At 67.5% G+C, this 20,633-nt stretch carries 15 protein-coding genes; 5 read left to right on the top strand and 10 right to left on the bottom strand.

The annotated features are described in order from the left end of the window. Window positions 1-25: 25 nt before the first annotated feature. The 9 genes from nagZ to ABU113_RS06965 all read right to left on the bottom strand — a co-directional run bounded on the left by nagZ (window position 26) and on the right by ABU113_RS06965 (window position 12,819). Entirely contained in the window at window positions 26-1,030 is a 1,005-nt protein-coding gene (nagZ, locus tag ABU113_RS07005; protein ID WP_454558784.1) for a beta-N-acetylhexosaminidase, read from the bottom strand. 10 nt (window positions 1,031-1,040) lie between these two features. Next, window positions 1,041-1,883, bottom strand: coding sequence for an SPOR domain-containing protein (locus ABU113_RS07000; protein WP_454558783.1), 843 nt, complete (start codon window positions 1,881-1,883; stop codon window positions 1,041-1,043). Continuing rightward, window positions 1,883-3,622 carry an arginine--tRNA ligase gene (gene argS / locus ABU113_RS06995; protein ID WP_454558782.1) on the bottom strand — a complete coding sequence of 580 codons (1,740 nt, stop codon included), beginning with the start codon at window positions 3,620-3,622 and terminating at the stop codon, window positions 1,883-1,885. The genes ABU113_RS07000 and argS overlap by 1 nt, the downstream gene beginning before the upstream one ends. A gap of 25 nt (window positions 3,623-3,647) precedes the next feature. Then, window positions 3,648-4,820, bottom strand: a complete 1,173-nt coding sequence (locus ABU113_RS06990) for a deoxyguanosinetriphosphate triphosphohydrolase (RefSeq protein WP_454558781.1) — start codon at window positions 4,818-4,820, stop codon at window positions 3,648-3,650. 10 nt (window positions 4,821-4,830) lie between these two features. Next, on the bottom strand, window positions 4,831-6,282 hold the full coding sequence (locus ABU113_RS06985; protein ID WP_454558780.1) for a tetratricopeptide repeat protein: 1,452 nt from the start codon (window positions 6,280-6,282) through the stop codon (window positions 4,831-4,833). Next, a complete protein-coding gene (locus ABU113_RS06980; protein WP_454558779.1) occupies window positions 6,282-7,427 on the bottom strand; it encodes a CaiB/BaiF CoA transferase family protein in 1,146 nt (381 codons plus the stop codon). Before ABU113_RS06980 ends, ABU113_RS06985 begins: the two co-directional genes overlap by 1 nt. 278 nt (window positions 7,428-7,705) lie before the next feature. Beyond that, a protein-coding gene (prfB, locus tag ABU113_RS06975; protein WP_454558778.1) for a peptide chain release factor 2 occupies window positions 7,706-8,834 on the bottom strand; the annotation gives its coding sequence in 2 pieces (ribosomal slippage) (window positions 7,706-8,764 and window positions 8,766-8,834; 1,128 coding nt in all). Between the two features lie 89 nt (window positions 8,835-8,923). After that, the gene (locus ABU113_RS06970) at window positions 8,924-11,347 is read right to left on the bottom strand and encodes a penicillin-binding protein 1A (protein ID WP_454558777.1); all 2,424 of its coding nucleotides are present in this window, start codon (window positions 11,345-11,347) and stop codon (window positions 8,924-8,926) included. 74 nt (window positions 11,348-11,421) lie between these two features. Next, complete coding sequence (locus ABU113_RS06965) at window positions 11,422-12,819, bottom strand: N-acetylmuramoyl-L-alanine amidase (RefSeq protein WP_454558776.1); 1,398 nt, start codon at window positions 12,817-12,819, stop codon at window positions 11,422-11,424. A gap of 475 nt (window positions 12,820-13,294) precedes the next feature. On the opposite strand from ABU113_RS06965, the gene ABU113_RS06960 reads away from it, so the two are divergent. The 3 genes from ABU113_RS06960 (at window position 13,295) to ABU113_RS06950 (ending at window position 18,225) form a co-directional block, all read left to right on the top strand. Beyond that, window positions 13,295-15,808, top strand: a complete 2,514-nt coding sequence (locus ABU113_RS06960; RefSeq protein WP_454558775.1) for an Rne/Rng family ribonuclease — start codon at window positions 13,295-13,297, stop codon at window positions 15,806-15,808. A 180-nt stretch (window positions 15,809-15,988) separates the two neighbouring features. Next, the gene (locus tag ABU113_RS06955) at window positions 15,989-17,392 is read left to right on the top strand and encodes a M48 family metalloprotease (RefSeq protein WP_454558774.1); all 1,404 of its coding nucleotides are present in this window, start codon (window positions 15,989-15,991) and stop codon (window positions 17,390-17,392) included. A 53-nt stretch (window positions 17,393-17,445) separates the two neighbouring features. Further along, window positions 17,446-18,225 carry a DsbA family protein gene (locus ABU113_RS06950; RefSeq protein WP_454558773.1) on the top strand — a complete coding sequence of 260 codons (780 nt, stop codon included), beginning with the start codon at window positions 17,446-17,448 and terminating at the stop codon, window positions 18,223-18,225. Window positions 18,226-18,300: 75 nt separating this feature from the next. Here ABU113_RS06950 and ABU113_RS06945 read toward each other — a convergent pair whose 3' ends face one another. Next, window positions 18,301-19,092, bottom strand: coding sequence for an SDR family NAD(P)-dependent oxidoreductase (locus ABU113_RS06945; protein WP_454558772.1), 792 nt, complete (start codon window positions 19,090-19,092; stop codon window positions 18,301-18,303). A gap of 213 nt (window positions 19,093-19,305) precedes the next feature. Between ABU113_RS06945 and ABU113_RS06940 the strand changes: the two genes are divergently transcribed. Beyond that, window positions 19,306-20,286 (top strand): hypothetical protein, encoded by a 981-nt coding sequence (locus tag ABU113_RS06940; RefSeq protein WP_454558771.1) that lies wholly within the window; start codon window positions 19,306-19,308, stop codon window positions 20,284-20,286. A 10-nt stretch (window positions 20,287-20,296) separates the two neighbouring features. Further along, on the top strand, window positions 20,297-20,632 hold the full coding sequence (locus ABU113_RS06935) for a hypothetical protein (RefSeq protein ID WP_454558770.1): 336 nt from the start codon (window positions 20,297-20,299) through the stop codon (window positions 20,630-20,632). The last annotated feature ends 1 nt before the right edge of the window (window position 20,633 follow it).

Below are 20,633 nucleotides of genomic sequence, written 5' to 3'. Positions count from 1 at the left end.
TGACCAGCTACGCGCGCCGGCCGCCTCAGGCAAGCGCCAGCAGCGCATCGCGGCGCTGCGCCAGCTTGTCGACGTCCAGCGGCAGGGTCCGGCGCGGCCAGGCCATCGCGGCCTCCAGCCGGTCGCGGGCGGGCGCCGAGATGGCGGGCACCGCCTCGGCGATCTCGCGCATTTCCGCGAAGTCACCCGAGCAGTGCAGCGCGACGTCGCAACCGGCCGCCAGGCAGGCGCGCGCCTTGTCGGCGAAGCTGCCGGCCAGCGCCTTCATGCCGAGATCATCGGACATCAGCAGCCCCTGGAAGCCGATCTCGCCGCGAATGACCCGTTCGATGACGACCGGCGACACGGTAGCGCAGCGGTCGGCGTCAAGCGCGGTGTAGACCACGTGCGCGGTCATCGCCATCGGCGCATCGGCGAGGCTCGTGAAGGGTGCCAGATCCTGCGCCAGCTCGGCCGCGCTGGCCTCCACCACCGGCAGTTCAAGGTGGCTGTCGGCACGCGCCCGGCCATGACCGGGAATGTGCTTGACCACACCGACCACGCCGCCCTGGCGCAACCCCTCCAGTGTCGCCCGTCCCAATGCCGCCACCTGGGTCGGTTCGGCGCCATAGGCGCGATCACCGATGATGTCGTGGGCGCCTTCCACCGGCACGTCGAGCACCGGCAGGCAGTCAACGGTGATGCCGAGAAGCCGCAGGGTCTCGGCAATGGCGCGGGCGTTGAACCGGGCGGCGTCCAGCGCCGACACCGGCGCCCTGGCGTACAGCTCTGCAAACCGCCGGGCGGCCGGAAACTCGGGCCAGTGTGGCGGCTTGAGGCGCGCCACCCGGCCACCTTCCTGATCGATCAGGATCGGCACGTCGTCGCGGCCGGCCAGCGCCTTGAGTTCGGCGGTCAGCGCGCGGATCTGGTCAGGGTCGACGCAGTTGCGCTGGAACAGGATGTAGCCGGCCGGCGGGTATTTCTGAAACAGTGCCCGCTCGTCGACGCCCAGTTCAGGGCCTGCCAGTCCGAAAATCACCGGGATCACAGGCGACCCTCTACTTCTCGACAATGATGCAGGGCTGACCGGCGGCCTTCAGCTTGCCACAGATGGACTCCGCTTTCGGACGGTAGCTGATGCTACCACCCCGCAGCCGATACATGGTCTTGACGCCCGTCGATACAGGTTGAATATCTGCCGACAACCCCTTGAGTTCATCATATTTTTGCGAAAACTCAATCCACCCGGCCTGTGCCCGTTCCACCGTTGAGAACGCCCCCAGCTGAACCAGATAAACCGGATTGGCGGGTTTACGCTCCGGCTTGGGTGGCGACGCGGGCTGCACCGCCGCCGCCGGAGGTGCCTTTGCCGCCGCGGCACCAGGTGCGACCGGCTTCACGGCCCCGGGCGTGCTCGGCGACGGCGTCGGCGCCGCCGCGGCCTTGCCTGTCCCGGCAGGAGCTGGCGATGACGGCGCAGCGGCCGTCACCGGCGGCGCCTCCGGTGCCGGACGGGCGACGGGTTGTTCGGGAGCCGTACCGAGCTGGGGTTCGCCACCCGGCTCGCCGCCCTGCGACAAATGATCAAGGAGCAGGCCCTCGCCGGCGACTGCTCCGGCGGGGTTCTCCGGACGCTGCCGGAACGGCTCGGCGGGCGCGGCGATCAGTGGCGGCTCGCCATTGCCGGTCGCCACCATGGTGTCGGCGTCATCGGCGCGCGAATAGATGAAGCTGACGGTGCTCACCAGGGCAACGATGAACACGCCGGCACCCAGCACAATCCACTTGCGGGCCAGCACCGGTTCATCGTCATAGTCTATATCGGCCGGCTCCAGCCAGGGCAGCCGATCCTCGTCGTCGCCCTCGCCGCCCTTGCGCCCGATACCGCGCCCGCTGGCCATCAGTGCATCTCCTCGACCGGCTCGACGCCCATGATCGCCAGGCCGTTGCGGATCACCTGGGCGACCGCCGCACACAGCGCCACCCGGGCCCGCGACAGCGCCGCGTCCTCGACGATGAAGCGCAGACCCGGCTCATCATTGCCGCGATTCCACAGGCCATGGAAGCCCGCCGCCAGATCGTAGAGATAGAAGGCGATACGGTGTGGCTCGTGCGCCAGCGCCGCCGCTTCCAGCTGACGCGGCCACTGGCAGGCCAGCTGGATCAGCGCCACTTCCTCCGGCGCGGTCAGCCGCTCGATCGCCGCGTTGCCGAGGTCGGCGGTGGCGATGCCGGCGTCCGCCGCCTTGCGCAGCACCGAGCGGATACGGGCATGGGCATACTGGACATAGAACACCGGGTTATCGCGCGACTGCTCGACCACCTTGGCGAAGTCGAAATCGAGCTGCGCGTCCGACCGGCGGGTCAGCATCATGAACCGCACGACGTCCTTGCCAACTTCGCGCGTCACATCAGCCAACGTCACGAAGCTACCGGAACGCTTTGACATTTTCACCGGCTCGCCATTGCGGAACAAGCGCACCATCTGGCACAGCTTGACGTCCAGCGGCACCGCCCCGCCCGACAGCGCACTGACCGCGGCCGCCATCCGCTTGACGTAACCGCCATGGTCGGCGCCCCAGATGTTGATCAGCGACTTGAAGCCGCGGCTGAGCTTGTCGCGGTGGTAGGCGATGTCGGCGGCGAAATAGGTCCACGAGCCGTCGGACTTCTTCAGCGGCCGGTCGGTGTCGTCGCCAAAGTCGCTGGCGCGGAACAGGGTCTGCGGCCGCGGCTCCCAGTCCTCCGGCACCTCGCCCTTGGGCTTGTCCAGCGTGCCGACATAGACCAGTCCGCGCGCCTCCATGTCCGTCAGCGTCTCGCCGATCACGCCGCTGTCGTGCATCGAGCGCTCGGAGAAGAACACGTCGTGATGGATACCCAGCAGCGCCAGGTCGGCGCGGATGAGGTCCATCATCAAATCGACGGTGGCGCGCTTGAACAGGTCCAGCCACTCGGCCTCCGGCGCGTCGAGGTAACGCTGCCCGTGCGTCTTGGCCAGCGCCTCGCCCACCGGGATCAGATAGTCACCGGGGTAGAAGCCCTCGGGGATCTCGCCGATGTCGCGGCCCAGCGCCTGCTGGTAGCGCAGGTGTGCCGAGCGGGCCAGCGTGTCCACCTGCGAGCCGGCGTCGTTGATGTAATATTCCTTGGTGACGACATAGCCCGCCGCCGCCAGCAGGCTCGCCAGCGCGTCGCCCACCACCGCGCCGCGGCAGTGGCCCATGTGCATGGGGCCGGTCGGATTGGCCGAGACATACTCGACGTTGATCGGCATACCACCGCCGATGTTGGAGCGGCCATAGCCGTCGCCGCCGGCGAGAATGGCCGCCACCTGGGCGGTCCAGAAGCCGGTATTGAGGCGCAGGTTGATGAAGCCGGGGCCGGCGATCTCCACCGCCGCCACGTCGGCGTCGGCGCGCAGCCGTTCGGCCAGCAGCTCGGCGATGGCGCGCGGCGGCTTGCCGGCCGGCTTGGCCAGCACCAGCGCCGCGTTGGTGGCGAGGTCGCCATGGGCGGGATCGCGCGGTGGTTCGACGGTCACCGCCTTGAGTTCCAGCCCCGCCGGCAGATGGCCGTCCGTCGCCAGCGCCGCCAGCGCTGCCCGGACCCGCTCCTCGAACACGTGAAAGATATTCATGAACTGCTCAGACCTACAGCCAGACCTAAAGATCGCCGGGCACCTGCCCGGTCAGTCGTTCCACCTCGCGGATGGCGAACAGGTCGGTCATGCCGGCGATAAAGTCGGCGACCGTGCGTGCCCTGCCCACCGCGGCTTGACGCTCCTCCGCCGCCGCCAGCCGTGCCGACCACTCCGCCGGCATCACTGAAGGCTCCTCGAAGTAGCGGTCGAACAGCGTCGCGATGATCTGCTTCGCCGCCTCCCGTTTGAGCGTGACCTTGTAGTGGTGGTACATCCGCGTGCGCAAGAAGTGTTTGAGCTCCTTCTCGGCCGGCGCCAGCGCGGTCGAGAAGGCCACCACGGCATGGTCGGCGGCGCGGATGTCGCGGCTGCTCGCCGGCGCGAGCCGCCGCAGGCGATGACGGGTTTCCGCCAGTACGTCCTCGACCAGCCGGCCGATCAGGTCACGGATCAGCTCGGCCACCAGCCGCGCCCGTGGCGCCGACGGGTGCCGCCGCTCCACCGTCCGCCAGGTATCGGCCACCAGCGGCACCTCGGCCAGCAGCTCATCGAGCGAGAACAACCCGGCGCGCAGGCCGTCATCGATGTCGTGGGTGTTGTAGGCGATGTCGTCGGAGAGCGCGGCCACCTGCGCCTCGGCGCCGGCGAAAGTGCCCAGTTCGAGATCGTGGCGCGCCACATAGTCAGCCAGTGCCCACGGCGGGCTGGTCACCGGGCCGTTATGCTTGGCCAGCCCCTCCAGCGTCTCCCAGCTCAGGTTGAGGCCGTCGAAATCGACATAGCGCTGCTCCAGTTCGGTGACGATGCGCAGGGTGTGGGCGTTGTGATCGAAGCCGCCAAAGGGCGCCATCTTGGCGTCCAGCACATCCTCTCCCGTGTGCCCGAAGGCGGTGTGGCCTAGGTCATGGGCCAGCGCCAGCGCCTCCGTCAGATCCTCGTTGAGGTCAAGCTGGCGGGCGATGGAGCGGGCGATCTGCGCCACCTCCAGGCTGTGGGTGAGCCGGGTGCGGTAATGATCGCCGAAGGCCGAGACGAACACCTGGGTCTTGTGCTTGAGCCGGCGGAAGGCCGTGGAATGGATAATGCGGTCGCGATCGCGCTGGAAAGCGTCGCGGCCGACGCTTTCGGGCTGCAGGTAAAGCCGACCCCGGCTGTCGGCCGGGTTGGCGGCATAGGGGGCAAGGACGGCGCGCATGGCAGCCTGTCTAGCGATGAAGCGGCTCGGGCGCCACCGTTGCCTTCTTGACCACACCGGAAAGGCCCTTGGCCGACAGGTCGCCAAGCAGGCCGCCGGCCTCCTGGAACGAGGCAAACGGCCCCAGCAGCAGCCGGTAGCGCCTGACTCCCCCGACATCCGCCTCGGCGACATGCGGCACCCATTTGGCGACAGCGACACCGCCGGCCTCGCGCACCCGGGTCCACTCCGCCACCAGCCCGTCGCGGCTGGGCAGGCTGGCCACCTGGACCCAGAAGGCTCCCTCGGCGGACGCCGCCGGGGCCTGATCCGGCGCCTGGCGATCGACACCGGTGCTCACCGCCACCCCCTTGTCGTCGCGCCTGCCGCCGGCACCAGGATCACCCGCCGGGGCAGCCGGCACGACCACGGCCTTGCCGATACCCGTCACCACCACCGGCGGCTGGCCGGTGGCCGATGCGGCGGCCGCAGGCGGCGCGGGCTCGGAGCGGGCTTCGGGGCGCGGGTGTGACGGCATCGCCGGCTCGGGCCCGGCCTGTACCGGCTCCGGCCTGGCGAGGGTCGGCTGGGTGATGGGCGGCTGGGTGATGGGCGGCTGGGTGATAGGCTGCTGGGGCGCCTGCTCGATGATCGCCTGCGCCTGCGCCTGGACCGGCGGCAGACGATTGAAGTGCGCTGCCAGGGCCTGTTGCGCCGGTGGCAATCCAGCCACTCTCGCATAGAACGGCCGCATTGCCTCGGCGGCGTCCTTGGCCATGACGGACTGGGCGATCTCGACGGCGAAATCGGTCTGGCCAGACAAGGCGTAGACCATCGCCAGGGTACGGCGCACCTGATCCACCGCCGCGGGGTTGTTGGCCCATTGCTGCAGGATCTGCAACGCCGCCGGGTATTCCGTCGAGATCGCCAGCGACAGGGCAAGCTTCAGGGGAATGGTGAAATCGCCCGGCGCTGCGTTTATCGCCCGACTGTAAGCCTGCTGGGCCTGGGCCTGGTCGCCCGAGAGGTCATAGGCGATGCCACGCTGGGTCCACAGTGGCGCCGGTGGCGCGCCGGCGGCTTCGGCCGCCTGCAACTGCTCCAGCGCCGCCGTCGGCTCTTCGCGGGCATTCAGTGCCGCCGCCAGAGCCAGCCGTGCCGGCGCATCATTGGGCCGCAGCCGCACCAGCGCCGCCAGATAATCGTGCGCGGCGGCGGGAAAACCCATACGCATCAGCGCATTGGCGGCAGCGCGCAACGCCGCCTCATCATTGGGGCGGGCGGCCAGCGCGGCCTGATAAAGCTGCAGCGCCGCCGCCACGTCACCACGCGCTTCCAGCCGCTGCCCCAGCTGGAGCTGAACCGCCGGATCGTTGAGATCGGCCTCCTTGCGGGCCGGCTTCGGGCGTTTCTCGGCCGCGGTCGCCGGGGCTGCCAGCAGCAGCGCCGGGGTCAGGATAGCCAGAAACGCCCGTGCCCGCATCAGCCTACCACCTTCGCCTGCCTGAGAGTGGCGATCTTATCGGCCGAGAAGCCGAAGTCGGCAAGCACAGCGTCGGTATGTGCGCCCGGTGCGACGGGTGGACGCGGCGTGCCCGCCGGGGTGCGCGAGAAGCGCGGCGCCGGCGCCGGCTGGGTGATGCCCGACACCTCGACGAAGGTGCCGCGCTGCACGTTGTGCGGATGGCGAGCGGCCTCGCTCATGGTCAGCACCGGCGCGAAGCAGGCATCCGACCCTTCGAGGATGGCGCACCATTCATCACAGGTCTTCTGCTTGAACAGGTCAGTGAGCTTGGCTTTCAGCGGCCCCCAGCTGGCCGGGTTCATCTGGGCGTCGAAGTCCTTGTCCTCGGCCAGCCCGGCGCGGGCGCGGAACTCGGCATAGAACTGCGGCTCGATGGCGCCCAGCGAGATGAAGCGGCCGTCGCTGGTTTCGTAGGTGTCGTAGAAGTGGGTGCCGGTGTCGAGCAGGTTGACGCCGCGCTTCTCGCTCCAGATGCCCATGGCCTTGAAGGTCCAGATCATGCTCATCAGCAGCGCCGCGCCATCGACCATCGCCGCGTCGATCACCTGGCCCTGGCCCGACTTCTGCGCCTCCAGCAGCGCGCAGACGACGCCGAAGGCCATCAGCATGCCGCCGCCGCCGAAATCGCCGACCATGTTGATCGGTGGCGTCGGCTTCTCGCCGGCCCGGCCGTAATGGGCCAGCGCGCCGGCCAGCGCGATGTAGTTGATGTCATGCCCGGCGGCCGGGGCCATCGGCCCCTCCTGCCCCCAGCCGGTCATACGGCCATAGACCAGCCTGGGATTGCGCTTGAGGCAAACGTCGGGGCCGAGGCCCAGCCGCTCCATGACGCCCGGCCGGAAGCCCTCGACCAGCGCGTCGGCCTGCGCCACCAGGTCGAGCACCAGCGCCACACCTTCGGGGCTCTTGAGGTCGACCGCGATCGAGCGCCGCGAGCGGCCAAGGATGTCGCGGGTCTGATCGGTGGCGACCCCGGCCGCCTTGCCGCCAAGCCGGTCGATGCGGATGACGTCGGCGCCCTGATCGGCCAGCATCATCGAGGCGAACGGCCCCGGCCCGATACCGGCGATTTCAAGAATGCGATAACCCGTCAAAGTTCCCATGAATTCCTCCCCGGAAATAAAAAAGTGCTGATAATCCGTCGTGCCTGTAGCCTGATCGCGGGCGATGGAAGCGTGAGCGCCCCCAGCGCATGCGTGAAGCAGGCTACTGATATTAAGTCAGACCTTGATCGCTCCAGCCTGATTCAACCTGGAGCGATCAAGGTCTAGAGCATTTCAGGGCGGGGAGGAAATCGTTCGGCGGGTGGGGTCGGCGGTTGCCGCCTGGCGCGTCGGCAAGGCGCCGTCGCCGGTCTCCCGGCGACGGTCCGCACGGATGGTCAGTCGATATCCTCGACCTGGACCTTCTCGCCGGTGACGCGCTGGCTCAGCGCCGCCGCCATGTAGGCGTCAAGTTCGCCATCCAGCACCAGCTGCGGCTGGGTGTTGACGACACCGGTGCGCAAGTCCTTCACCATCTGATAGGGCTGCAGCACGTAGGAGCGGATCTGATGGCCCCAGCCGATATCCGTCTTCGACGCATTGGTCGCCGCCGCTTCCGCCTCGCGCTTCTGCAGCTCGGCCTCGTACAGCCGGGCTTTCAGCATCTTCATGGCAGTGGCGCGGTTCTTGTGCTGCGAGCGCTCGTTCTGGCAGGCAACCACGATGCCGGTGGGCAGGTGGGTGATGCGCACCGCCGAATCCGTGGTATTGACGTGCTGGCCGCCGGCGCCGGACGAACGATAGGTATCGATCTTGAGGTCCTTTTCGTTGACCTCGATCTCGATGTCGTCGTCAATCGCCGGATAGACCCACACACTGGTGAAGCTGGTGTGGCGCCGCGCGTTGGAATCGTAGGGCGAAATGCGCACCAGCCGGTGCACGCCCGATTCCGTCTTGGCCCAGCCATAGGCGTTCTCGCCCTTGACCAGCAGGGTGCAGGACTTGATGCCCGCCTGTTCGCCGGGGTGCTGGTCGATGATCTCGACCTTGTAGCCATGGCGCTCGGCCCAGCGCATGTACATGCGCTGCAGCATCTCCGCCCAGTCGTTGCTCTCGGTGCCGCCGGCACCGGCATTGATTTCCAGATAGGCGTCCGAGGCATCCGCCTCGCCCGACAGCAAGGCGGCGACCTTGTCGGTTTCCGCCTTGCGGGCCAGTGCCTCCAGCGCGGCGACGCCATCGTCGACCAGCGCCTCGTCGCCTTCCATTTCCGCCAGCTCCATGAGGTCGACGGTGTCGGCGAGATCCTTCTCGATGGCGCGGGTCGCGGTAATCGCCTCGTCGAGGCGGCGCCGCTCGCGCATCAGGTCCTGCGCCTTCCTGGCATCATTCCACAGCGCGGGGTCTTCAACCGCGGCGTTCAGTTCATCGAGTCGACGGAGCGCGCGATCCCAGTCAAAGAAACCTCCTCAGCAGGGCGATCGCCTGCTTGATCTGGTCGACGAGCTTTTCCGCTTCCGCGCGCATGTTCTTCCTTCCACGTCAGGGCAACGGGAGATGGCGGACCGGGCCTGGCTTGTCAACTGTCGTACGCCGCCGGCACCCCGCGCAGGCACCTAGTAAATGCCACCCGTGGTCTCGGCGAAATCAGCGTCCGAACGGACCAACTGCCCCTCGGCCAGCATCACGTAACGGCGCGGCTCGGTACCCGGACGAAAGGCCTCCCAGATCACGGACCCACCCTCGGGACCCTGGGCGAGCTTGCCGGTCTTGCGATCGACCTTGACGAAGCGCAACCCTTCCGGTGCACGAAACTGCTGCTTGGGCATGTCCTTGAGCGCCACGCGCGCGAACGCGCCCCAGATAGGGGCCGCCACGGTGCCGCCCTGGGCATACCCCCCCAGCGGCGTCGGCTGATCGTAGCCGACATAGAGTCCGGCCACGAGGTGCGGCGTCATGCCGACAAACCAGACATCGGTGGAGTTATTGGTGGTGCCTGTCTTGCCGGCCATCGGTCGTTCGAGGAACCGCAGATTGGTCGCCGTGCCGCGATCAATGACGCCCTCCAGCATGTGAATCACCTGATAGGCGGTGCGCGGGTCCATGACCTGGCGGCGGGTCTCCACCGGCCGGGGCATCCCCTCGCCCTGCCACTCGACGGCGGCGCACGCGGGACAGGCCCGTTCATCACTGCGAAAGATCGTCTTGCCGTGACGATCCTGAATGCGATCGATCAGCGTCGGGCGCATCTCGTGACCGCCGTTGGCCATGATGCCGTAGGCGTTGGTAAGCCGCATCACGGTGGTTTCACCCGCCCCCAGCGACATTGCCAGCACCGGGCTCATGGTATCGCGAATGCCCAGCCGCACGGCGACATCGGCAACCTTCTCCATGCCCACCGCATTGGCAAGGCGGACCGTCATCAGATTGCGCGACATCTCCAGCCCGGTGCGCAGTGTCTGGGCACCGGTCGCGCGCCCGCCGAAGTTGCGAAAGCACTTGGTGCCAAGCCTTGCGCCCTGATCAACACAGAAGTCGCCGTCGATCACGACCGACGACGGCGTGAACCCGTTGTCCAGCGCCGCGGCATAGACAAACGGCTTGAAAGCGGAGCCAGGCTGGCGCAGCGCCTGGGTCGCCCGGTTGAACTGGCTCTTGCGGGCGTCAAAGCCGCCAACCATGGCGAGCACCCGGCCGGACTCCGGGTCAAGCGCGACAAATCCACCGGAAATCAGCGGAATTTGCCGCAGTGCGTATTCGCCCGAGCCATCGTAGGCCTTCATCACCGGAATGACATCGCCGGGTTTGAGCAGCTGCCAGGCCGCCTTGCCACCCTTGCGACGCTCGGCCCGATGCGCGGGCATGACCCCGGTGCTGCCGTCGACGAACCCGAGCCGCGAGGTCGAGCCCTGCTTGGCCAGCACCACCGCGGCTTGCCACTCGGCATAGCCGACCGGCACGTCGAGCGCGTTGAGGCGCCGATGCCAGCCCTCGCCGGGATCGATATGCGCGTAGGGACCACGCCAGTCGCGGCCGCGCTCATAGGCGAGAAAGCCGTCACGCATCGCCTTCTCGGCGGCCTTCTGCAGCGACGGGTCGATGGTGGCATAAACCCACAGGCCGCCGCCATAGAGACCATCCTCGCCATATCTGTCGAGCAGCTCCCGGCGCACCTCCTCGACGAAATAGTCCCCCAGACGCGACCGCTTAAGGGCCTTGATCGGCGCGAACCGCAGATCCTGCGCCACCGCGAGGTCATGCTGCGCGCGGGTGACGTAGCCGTTGAGCAACATCTGTTCGAGCACGTAGTTGCGCCGCTCGATCGCCTGCGCCTTGCGTTTCTGGCTGCTGTAGAGGCTCGGCCCCTTGGGCAGGGCCGCGAGAAAAGCCGCCTGATCCAGCGTCAGCTGATCCAGCGTCTTGTCGAAGTAGGACAGGCTGGCGGCACCAATGCCGTAACTGTTACGACCCAGGAATATCTGGTTGAGATAGAGTTCCAGAATGCGCTGCTTGGACATCGCCGCCTCGACACGGCGGGCGAGAATCATTTCGCGCAGCTTGCGAATGTAGCTCAGTTCGCGCCCCAGCAGCATCGCCTGCGACAGCTGCTGGGTAATGGTGGAGGCGCCCACTGGCCGCTTGTCGGTGCCACGGTTTTTTATGTTGGTGAGAATGGCGCGCAGGATGCCGGGATAATCCAGCCCCGAATGTTCGTAAAACGTCTTGTCCTCGGCGGAAATGAATGCGTGGCGGACCGTCTCCGGTATCTGGTCGTAGGGAGTCCAGATGCGCCGCTCGCGCTGGAAGACCGTCAGCACGGTACCATCGGCCGCCAGCACCGTGGTCGGCAACGCCGGTTCGTACGCCTGCAGTTGCGCGACATCGGGCAGACCGCGCGCCAGATAGGCGTAGCCGGCGCCCGCGATCACCATGCCGAACAGGGCAAGCCCCCCCAGCCACAAACCGAGGCGCCGCCAGCGGCGGCGCGCCTCGGGGTCGGCGGTCAGGCGATTGTCATCATCGTCATCGGCGGCGGCCACGGGTGATCTCTCGACTGGTCAAGGCCGGTTCGTTTACGGCGGATCAGCGGGCGGTGCAACCGACCGCGTGGGTGTCACGGGCTGGCGAGAGTCGCGAAGCGTCGCTGGAAATAGGCTTCCACCGCACGGCGCACGCCTTTGGCGATCGCGGCCTGCCCCTCGGGCGAGAACAGATACTGCGAATCCTCAAGGTTCGACATGTAGCCGGTCTCGAAAAGCACCGACGGCACGTCGGGTGCCTTAAGAACCACGAAACCGGCGAAGCGGTGGTGATTCGAGCGGAAATGCATGTAGTTGGACACCTCGCGCACGACAATGCCGGCGAACTCGGCCGAGTAGTTCTTGGTCTCGCGCTGCACCAGGTCGATAAGGATGTTGGTGACGTCGGCGCTTTCCGCGCCGAGGTTGATACCGGCAATGATATCCGCCTTGTTTTCCTTCGCCGCCAGTCGCTCGGCCTCCTTGTCGGACGCGGTCTCCGACAGGGTGTAGACGGTGGCACCCCTGACATCGGGCCTGCCGATGGAGTCGGCGTGGATGGAGATGAACAGGTCGGCGCCAGCCTGGCGGGCGATGGCGACGCGGCCACCCAGCGGAATGAACACGTCCGTCGAGCGGGTCAGCACCGCCTTGAACTTGCCGCTGCTGTCGAGCTCCGCCTTGATCGCCTTGGCGATGGCGAGTGTCACTTCCTTCTCGTAGCGGCCGGGGATGACGCTGGGCGCGCCCGGATCCTGCCCACCATGGCCGGCGTCAATCACCACCACCGGCAACCGTGCGGGCCTGGCCGGTGACGACCTGACCGGCTCCGGCCTGGCGGCCGCCGGTCTCGACACGGCAGCGTCCGTCGGCTTGCTGGCGACGCCGGGCGCCACAGCGGTCGGGGCGGTCGGGGCGGTCGCGGGCGACGATGGCGCCAGCGCCGCCGCGGCGGTGGCGTTGCCCGGCACCAGTGTCTGCCGCCCCTTCGCCGCCGCCTGCGAGAACGCCCGGGCGGCCGTGGGTCGCAACCGCAGCGTCAGCGCGTAGGCACTGCCGGTGATCGGGCTGTCCCCGCTGACGGCAACCGGCAATACCGGCTCCGCGAGGTCCAGCACCAGCCGGGTGACATCGGGCCGGAACTGCGCCTGGCGCGCGCCACGCACGGCACCGGCACCGGCGTGGGCCTGCGGCGCCGGTGTCCTGATGTCGGCGAAATCGAGCACCATGCGCGGCGGATCGGCCATGTAGAATGCTGCGGGCACCTGAAACGGACCGTCAAAGGTCAGGGTGACCACGGTGGCATCCGCCTCCGCCCGCACTTCCACAGTGGTGATGGCGGCCGCCCGCGCGACGGTGACAGCGCCCAGCATGGCGACCAGCAGCAACAGCAGCGCCCACAGGCCGCCGATGGCGCGGCAAGTCCGGCGACACGCCCCCGGCGAACGGGGCGTGCCGGTGGTTGCGTCTCCCTGGAGTAATTGCGCCAACACGACCGCGCTGCCTACATCCCTGCGTGATGACACTCATTGCTGGCGTGCGACCTTAGACGTGGCGGCGACTCGGAACAAGGGATGAACGCGCGCGACGTCAAGTTGGGTTGTGAACTGCGGCAATTGGTGTTAGCAGTCCGGTTGTTACAGTTTCGACGTTCAGCTCGGGTGGTTGCCATCGGCTGCTCGCCCGAAGTGAATAAGGCCACCGGGGCTACTGCCACGCGTCAGGCCTGATGATCAAGGTTGTTGTAGATGAGCCGGTTAACGGACGCACGAATGGTGGAGTGGGGTTTGATCACCCTCCCCGGTGCGCGCGGGCGGCCCGTCAGGCTGAACCATCGAACCCTGCAACATTTCCCGACTGGTCGCGCGAGCGATCAGCGTTCGTCCAAGACACACGCGGCCTGCAGTGACTGGTGCCTTCCGGCGCCCGCGCGGCCGCGCGCACGGAGTATTTCTAATGCCCACACACATGTTGATCGACGCCCGCCACCCGGAGGAGACCCGGGTCGCGGTCGTTCGCGGTACGCGTATTGAAGATTTCGATTTCGAAGCGGCTTCCAAGAAACAGCTTAAAGGCAATATCTACCTCGCCAAGGTGACACGGGTCGAACCCTCGCTGCAGGCGGCCTTTGTCGAATACGGCGGCAACCGCCACGGCTTCCTCGCATTCAGCGAAATCCATCCCGACTATTACCAGATCCCGCACGAGGACCGCGAAGCCCTGCTGCGGGAAGAGGAGGAAGCCAGCACCGTCCCCGACGAGGATGTCAGCGACGCCAAGGCCGAAGCCGCCAATGGCGAGGGCACGGAGGCCGACGACGACGATCATGAGGACGAGGCCGAGGAGGCCCTGCGCCGCCACCGCATGGCGCTGCGTCGCCGTTACAAGATCCAGGAAGTCATCAAGCGCCGCCAGATCCTGCTGGTGCAGGTGGTGAAGGAAGAGCGCGGCGGCAAGGGCGCGGCGCTGACCACCTACCTGTCGCTGGCCGGGCGCTACTGCGTGCTGATGCCCAACACCACCCACGGCGGCGGCATTTCGCGCAAGATTTCCAGCCAGACCGACCGGCGACGGCTGAAGTCCATCATGTCGGACCTGAAACTGCCGGCCGGCATGGGCTGCATCATCCGCACCGCCGGCCTGAAGCGCACCAAGACCGAGATCAAACGCGACTTCGACTATCTCACCCGGCTGTGGGACGAAATCCGCGAACAGACACTGAGTTCGGTGGCGCCATGCCTCGTGTACGAGGACTCCAGCCTGATCAAGCGGGCAATCCGCGACATCTACTCGCGTGACGTCGACGAAATCTGGATCGAGGGCGAGACCGGCTACCGCGCCGCCAAGGACTTCATGCGGCTGCTGATGCCCAGCCACGCGAAGAAGGTCCACCTCTACCGCGACCGGGTGCCGCTGTTCCACCGTCACCAGGTGGAGGCCCAGCTGGAAAGCATGTACCGGCCGACGGTGCAGCTGCGCTCGGGCGGCTATATCGTCATCAACCCGACGGAAGCGCTGGTCTCCATCGACATCAACTCCGGTCGGGCGACCAAGGAACACAATATCGAGGAAACCGCCTACAAGACCAATCTTGAGGCGGCCGACGAGATCGCCCGCCAGCTGCGGCTGCGTGACATGGCCGGCCTGGTGGTGATCGACTTCATCGACATGGAGGACAAGGGCAACGTCCGCAACGTCGAGCGGCGGCTGAAGGATGCCCTGAAGAACGACCGCGCCCGCATCCAGGTCGGGCGCATCTCCAACTTCGGCCTGCTCGAAATGTCGCGCCAGCGCCTGCGCACCGGCGTCCTGGAAGCGTCCACCCATGTCTGCGAGCACTGCAACGGCACCGGCTTCCTGCGCACCGTGCCGTCGTCCGCCCTGCACGTACTGCGGGCGCTGGAAGACGAAGCGATCAAGGCCCGCGCATCCTACCTGCAACTCAAGGTGCCCGAGCCGGTCGCGATCTATATCCTCAACCGCAAGCGCGCCGAGCTGATCGATATCGAGATGCGTTACGGCATCACCGTCGAGGTCGAGCCCAAGGGCGACCTGATCGTGCCGCAGTATGAAATCGAACGTTCCGGCCCGCCACCAGCGCCGGTCGCGTTTGAGCCCCTCAAGCCGCTGCCGGCCGAACTTGAAGCCGACGAGGCCGATCTCGCCATTCCCGACGAGGAGATCGAGGACGAGGTCGAGGGCGAGATCGAGGCCGAGGCCGAGGAAGCGGCACCGCGCCAGCGCGAAACCCGTGGCGATGGTGATGAGCGTGGCCGTCGCCGCCGCCGTCGCCGCCGTCGGCGGCGGCCGGGTGACCGTGACGACACCGCTGGCGCCGAGGCCGACGCCGCCGCGGGCGAGGACGCGGAAGACACCGGATCCACTGGCGAGTCCACGACCGAGGCGGGCATCGAGGCCGGTGCCGGGGATGCCGAGACTTCGGCCGAGACCGAGCGTCGCCGTCGTCGGCGCCGGCGCAGCCGCCGGCCGGGCGACCGGGAGGCCGCGACCGAGGGTGGCGAGACCGCTCCCGAGGGAGACACCACCGACGCGACCACGGAAGCCCAGGCTGGTCCGGCTGCCGAGGTGACGCCAGCGCCCGAGGCTCCGGTCGAAGCGCCGGCGGCAACCGAAGCGGAAACGCCGGCGGCGGTCGAGGCTGCACCTGTTGCCGAGGCTGTCGAGGAAAAGCCGGCCAAGCCGGCGCGGCGCAAGCGCGTGACCAAGAAGGCCGCCGCTGAAGCTGCCGCCGCGGAAGCTGCCGCTGCCGAGGCCGCCGCCGCGCCCGTCGAGGCAGCGGTCGGGCCGGTGGCGGTCGAAGCGGCGGCCACCGAGGCACCCCCCACCGAGGCAACCGCCACTGAAGCGGCAGCGCCCGAGCCCGCCCCGGCCGAGGCGACCGCCGACGGTGCGACGGAGGAAGAAGCCGGCGAACCACGCCCGGCCCGTCGAGGCTGGTGGCAGCGGACATTTGGCGACTGAGGCTCATGCCCTTCATCTGATCGGCTAGACGGGCCGTCGCACCGTGCGGCGGCCCGTTTTCCATGAAATGCCCGGCCGGACCGGGGCGCGGGCCGCTTCAAGGGCGTATTTGGCCGCAGCCGGGCGACGGACTGCCTACGGTGCATTGACGAGGCGGCGGCGCATCGCCACCTTGAGGCCATGCGTCTCGCCCTGCCCCTGTTGCTGTTCCGCCCGCGCCGCCCGCTTGCCCGGGGCGCGGCGTGGCTTGCCACACTGCTGGCGTTGCTGGTGCTCGCCAGCCTGCCGGCACGCGCCCAGTCGCTGCTGCGCGACGCCGAGACCGAGCGCTTCCTGCATGACGTTTCCCGGCCGATCTTCGAGGCCGCTGGCCTGAAACCGCGCGCGGTGGACTTCTATCTGGTCGGCGACCCCAGCATCAACGCCTTCGTGACCGGGGGCCAGAACATCTTTGTCCACTCCGGTCTCATTCTTGCCGCCGATAACGTCGACCAGCTGGTGGGCGTCATCGCCCACGAAACCGGCCACATCACCGGCGGCCATCTGGTACGCTTCGATGACGGCATCAAGGGCGCACGCAACATCAGCATCCTGTCGATGCTGGCCGGGGTGGCCGCCATGGTCGCCGGGGCCGGCGACGCGGGGGTCGCCATCCTGAGTGCCGGACAATCGGCCGCCCAGGGCAACTTCCTCGCCTACAGCCGGGTGCAGGAGGCCGCCGCCGACCAGGCCGGCGCCGACTTTCTCGACCGTGCCGGCATCTCCGGCGAAGGCTATCTGGGCTTCTTCCGCAAGCTGCAGGAGCAGGAGTTCCGTTACGGCTACACGATGGACGCCTACGCCCGCAGCCACCCGCTCACCGGAGACCGCATCGCCAAGCTGGAAGAGCGCGTGAAGGCATCGCCGGTCTATGCCAAGCCGGCCGATCCGGCACTGCAGGAACGTTTCCTGCGCATCAAGGCCAAGCTCGCCGGCTACGTCAACGACCCGGGGCTGACCTTCCAGCAGTATCCGCCGTCCGACACCTCGCCGGCGGCGCGGCTTGCACGCACCTACGCCTATCACAAACAGGCGAATCGCGAGAAGGCCGTAGCCGAGATCGATGCCTTGCTCGCCGTTTACCCTGACGATCCCTATGTACTTGAAATAAAAGCCCAGGTCCTGATGGAGTCAGGGGATGTCATCAACGCCATTCCGACCCTGCGCCGCGCTGTCGCCCTGGCCCCCGCGGAGCCGCTCATCGCCACCACGCTGGGGCACGCACTCGTCGCCAGTGAAAATGCCGCCGATCTGCCGGAAGCCATCGCCATCCTGCGTCGGGTGATCGCGCTGGACGACGAGAACCCGTTTGCCTGGTATCAGCTCGGCATGGCCTATTCCCGCAGCGGCGACGAACCTCGCGCCGCGCTCGCCACGGCGGAACGGCTCAGCATGAGCCAGGGCAACGCCCGCGACATCGCGCAGAGTGCCCAGGTCGCGATGCGTGGCCTCCCGCAGGGGACGCCGGACTGGATTCGCGCGCAGGATCTCTTGCTCATCGCGCAGGAAACCCTCAAAACGCAACAGGGCCGGCGACGCGGTTGAACCTCGCCCCGGCGTCAACAGTGCTGCCCTGCCAATCGGATGCTGGTGATTTCATGAAAAAGTTCGGTGCGTTCCTGTCGCTGCTGCTGGCAGCCGCTGTTGGTCTGTTCGCGCTCACCCAGACGCCGCGCGCGGCCCAGAACGGGGCGGTACAGACCGACTTCACGTTGCGTCAGCAGCAGCAGATCGAGGCCCTGGTTCGCCAGTACATCCTGCAACACCCCGAGATCATCCCCGAGGCCATCACCGAGTTGCAGCGCCGCGAGGCGGTGAAGATTCTCGACAGCTACCGCCAGGACATCGAAACGCCCTTCCCCGGCACCGTCGCGGGCAATCCCGAGGGCGACGTCACCATCGTCGAATTCTTCGATTTTCGATGCCCCTACTGCCGCCAGGCGGCCATGGACGTGCAGCGGCTGATCGACGAGGATGCCGGCATCAGGGTGATCTATCGCGACTTTCCGGTCCTCGACCGGGGCGGCGAGCCGCTGTCACGCCGCGCCGCGCTCGCGGCCCTCGCCGCCGCCAGACAGGGCAAGTACGTCGACTTCTACAAGCGCCTGTTCGACCTGCCGGGCCGCCTCAGCCAGGAGCTGCTGGTGGCAGCAGTGCGCGGCGCCGGCCTCGATGAGCGTCAGGCGGTGCGAGACATGGACAGCGCAGAACTCGCCGCCGAGGTGGACAAGAATCTGCAGCTCGGCCGCAATCTCGGCCTCTCTGGCACGCCGAGCTATATCATCGGCGACCAGATCATCTCCGGCGCGGTGGGCTATGACGCGCTCAAGGCCGCCGTGGCGCGCGCGCGCGACCGCAGCCGCGTCGCCGCCCGCTGACACACGTATCTCCGCCAATGCAAAAGCCCGGCGCCACCAAGGTGTCGCCGGGCTTTTGCTGTTTGAGACGATGACTCAGGCCTTGGCGCTTGCCGCCGCGATCGCCGCCCCCATCTCGGCGCCGGTGGGGTTGCGCCGCAGCGTCAGGCCGCCGTTGACGTGCAGCACCTGACCGGTGATGAAGCTGCCATCGCCGGCCAGCCACACCGCGGCGTCGGCGATGTCGTCGCTGGTGCCGATGCGACCCAGCGGATACTCCTTCACAAAGGTCTCCAGCAGACCCGGCGTCGCCATCGCCTGCTCGGTCATCGGGCTGTCGGTGATGCCCGGCGCGATGGAGTTGAACTTGATGCCGCGCGCGCCGAACTCGTTGGCGAAGCAGCGGACCAGCGCGTCGGCGCCGGCCTTGGTGCCGATATAGGCGGCATGGTTGTCGATCACCCGATCGGTGGTCGCCGAGGTGATCTGGATCACCGAACCGCCATGCGTCATCGCCTCGGTGAACACCTGGAAGAAGAAGTGCGGACCCTTGAACTGGAGAGCGTAGATGGCATCCATCTGCTCTTCCGTGGTCTCCAGCAGCGGCACCAGCAGGCCCCAGCCGGTGGCGTTGACCGCCACGTCGACCTTGCCGTAGCTGTCCAGCGCCTTCTTGGCCATTGCCTCGATGTCGGCCTTGCGGGTGATGTCGCACAGCACCCAGGTGCCGCCGATCTCCGCCGCCAGCGCCTTCAACGGTTCTTCCTTACGACCAGCGACAACCACTTTGGCACCTTCGCGGGCGAACCGCCGGGCGATGGTCTGCCCCATATTGTCCTTGCCGGCGGCGCCCAGCACCACCGCCACCTTGCCCTCTAGCTGACCCATCGCAATCCTCCCGCGTTCGTTGTTGAACCGCCACGCTACCCCGCCCGTGCCGCCGACGCACCTTGCGGAGATGACAGGGTGCGCGGGTGGATGAACACGGCCACAACAACGCCCTTTCAGATTGCCTGATATTCCACTATCATCACCCCCTGGTTGTTGCGGCGCGTGCATGTCGTGCTTATCGCAACAGGGGTTCCTTCCATGACGAGACCGATGCCTGGGCGCGTCCCCGCGCCCGCCATTGCCATACTGTGGCTGGCACTGCTTCTGGCTGGCTGCGCGTCGGTCGATGTTCCCGCCGGCGCGGCGCTGGCGACCAGCGGCCAGGCGGCCACCGCCGCCATGCGCACCGAGGCCCGCCAGACGGCGGATAGCTATGCTCTGAACACCCGACGGGGGGCGCTGAAGAAGTGCCTTGATTCAATGGATGGCGCCGGCGACCTCGCCACACTGTGCCGCAACCAGCCAGATGCCTATGCATCCGCCGCCGAGGCCCTGCGCCTGCGCATCCAGATATTCGGCGAGCTTGAAACGCTCTATGCCCAGATGGCGCAGCTCGCCGCTTACGACGCCAGCGCCGATGTCGGCGCGTCTTTTCAGGCCACCGTGTCGTCGATCGAAACGTTGATCAACACAGCCCGTGGCGACACGAGCGGTCAGGTAAACCTGTCCGCACTACCCCAGGGCCGGGCCATTGGCGTGCTCGACGCCCTGTTCCGGCAGTTCGCGGAGCACATCAAGGCCCGCAACCTCAAAGCGGCCAGCATCCTGATCCGGGGCGAACTGGATCGGGTGGAAGCCAGCATGATCGCCTATCGGCCGGGCGTGGTGTCGGCACAGAAAGTCAACGCGACCATGCTGGCCGGCCTGCAATCGGCGCTGATGCGGCAGGGACTGGCGGACACCTCGACGTATCTCGGCACCCTTGCCCAACTGGGCGACCTGTCGCCCGCCCCCGATGTCGCCGGCCGCTACGCCAGGACTCCGCGCCTGCGGGACGCCATCGACAACTATCGCCTGTGGGAAACCAGCCAGAATCTGTCAGCCATCGTCCGCGGCTACGACGCCTCCGTGGCCGTGATCGCCGCCTTGCGGCGGCGCCACGAGGAATTCGAACAGGAGCAGCCGCTTTCGCTGGCTGATCTGCTCCAGAAGATCGAGGCACTGCGCGCGACCGTCGCTGCTCAGCCATAGGGAGGCTCATGTGTCGGATCACACTGAACGATTCGCGGCTATCGAGGGTGCTTTTCTCGATGCCCTCAGCAATTACCACGCCGACATGGCACGCACCCGCACCCCGGCGCAGGCGCTCGACGTCGACACCAACTTCCAGTCGCTGGAACGCATCTACAATGCCGCGCTGACCAAGACGCTCACCGCGCAAACCCCGTTGGCCGAGGAGACCCTGGCCCAGCTGCGGACCGCCAACCTGGCTGTCGAGGCCTTGCGCCAGCAGACCGCCGCGATCGCCAGGGTCATCAAGGCGATCGGCGACGTGGTCGGCATGGCCGCACGCCTGCTGGCCGTCGCCGCCGGCTGAG

Source organism: Parapedomonas caeni, from assembly GCF_041060555.1.
Classification (GTDB): Bacteria; Pseudomonadota; Alphaproteobacteria; order Sphingomonadales; family Sphingomonadaceae; genus CAUJIW01.
This window is presented reverse-complemented; position numbering and strand designations above follow the sequence as displayed.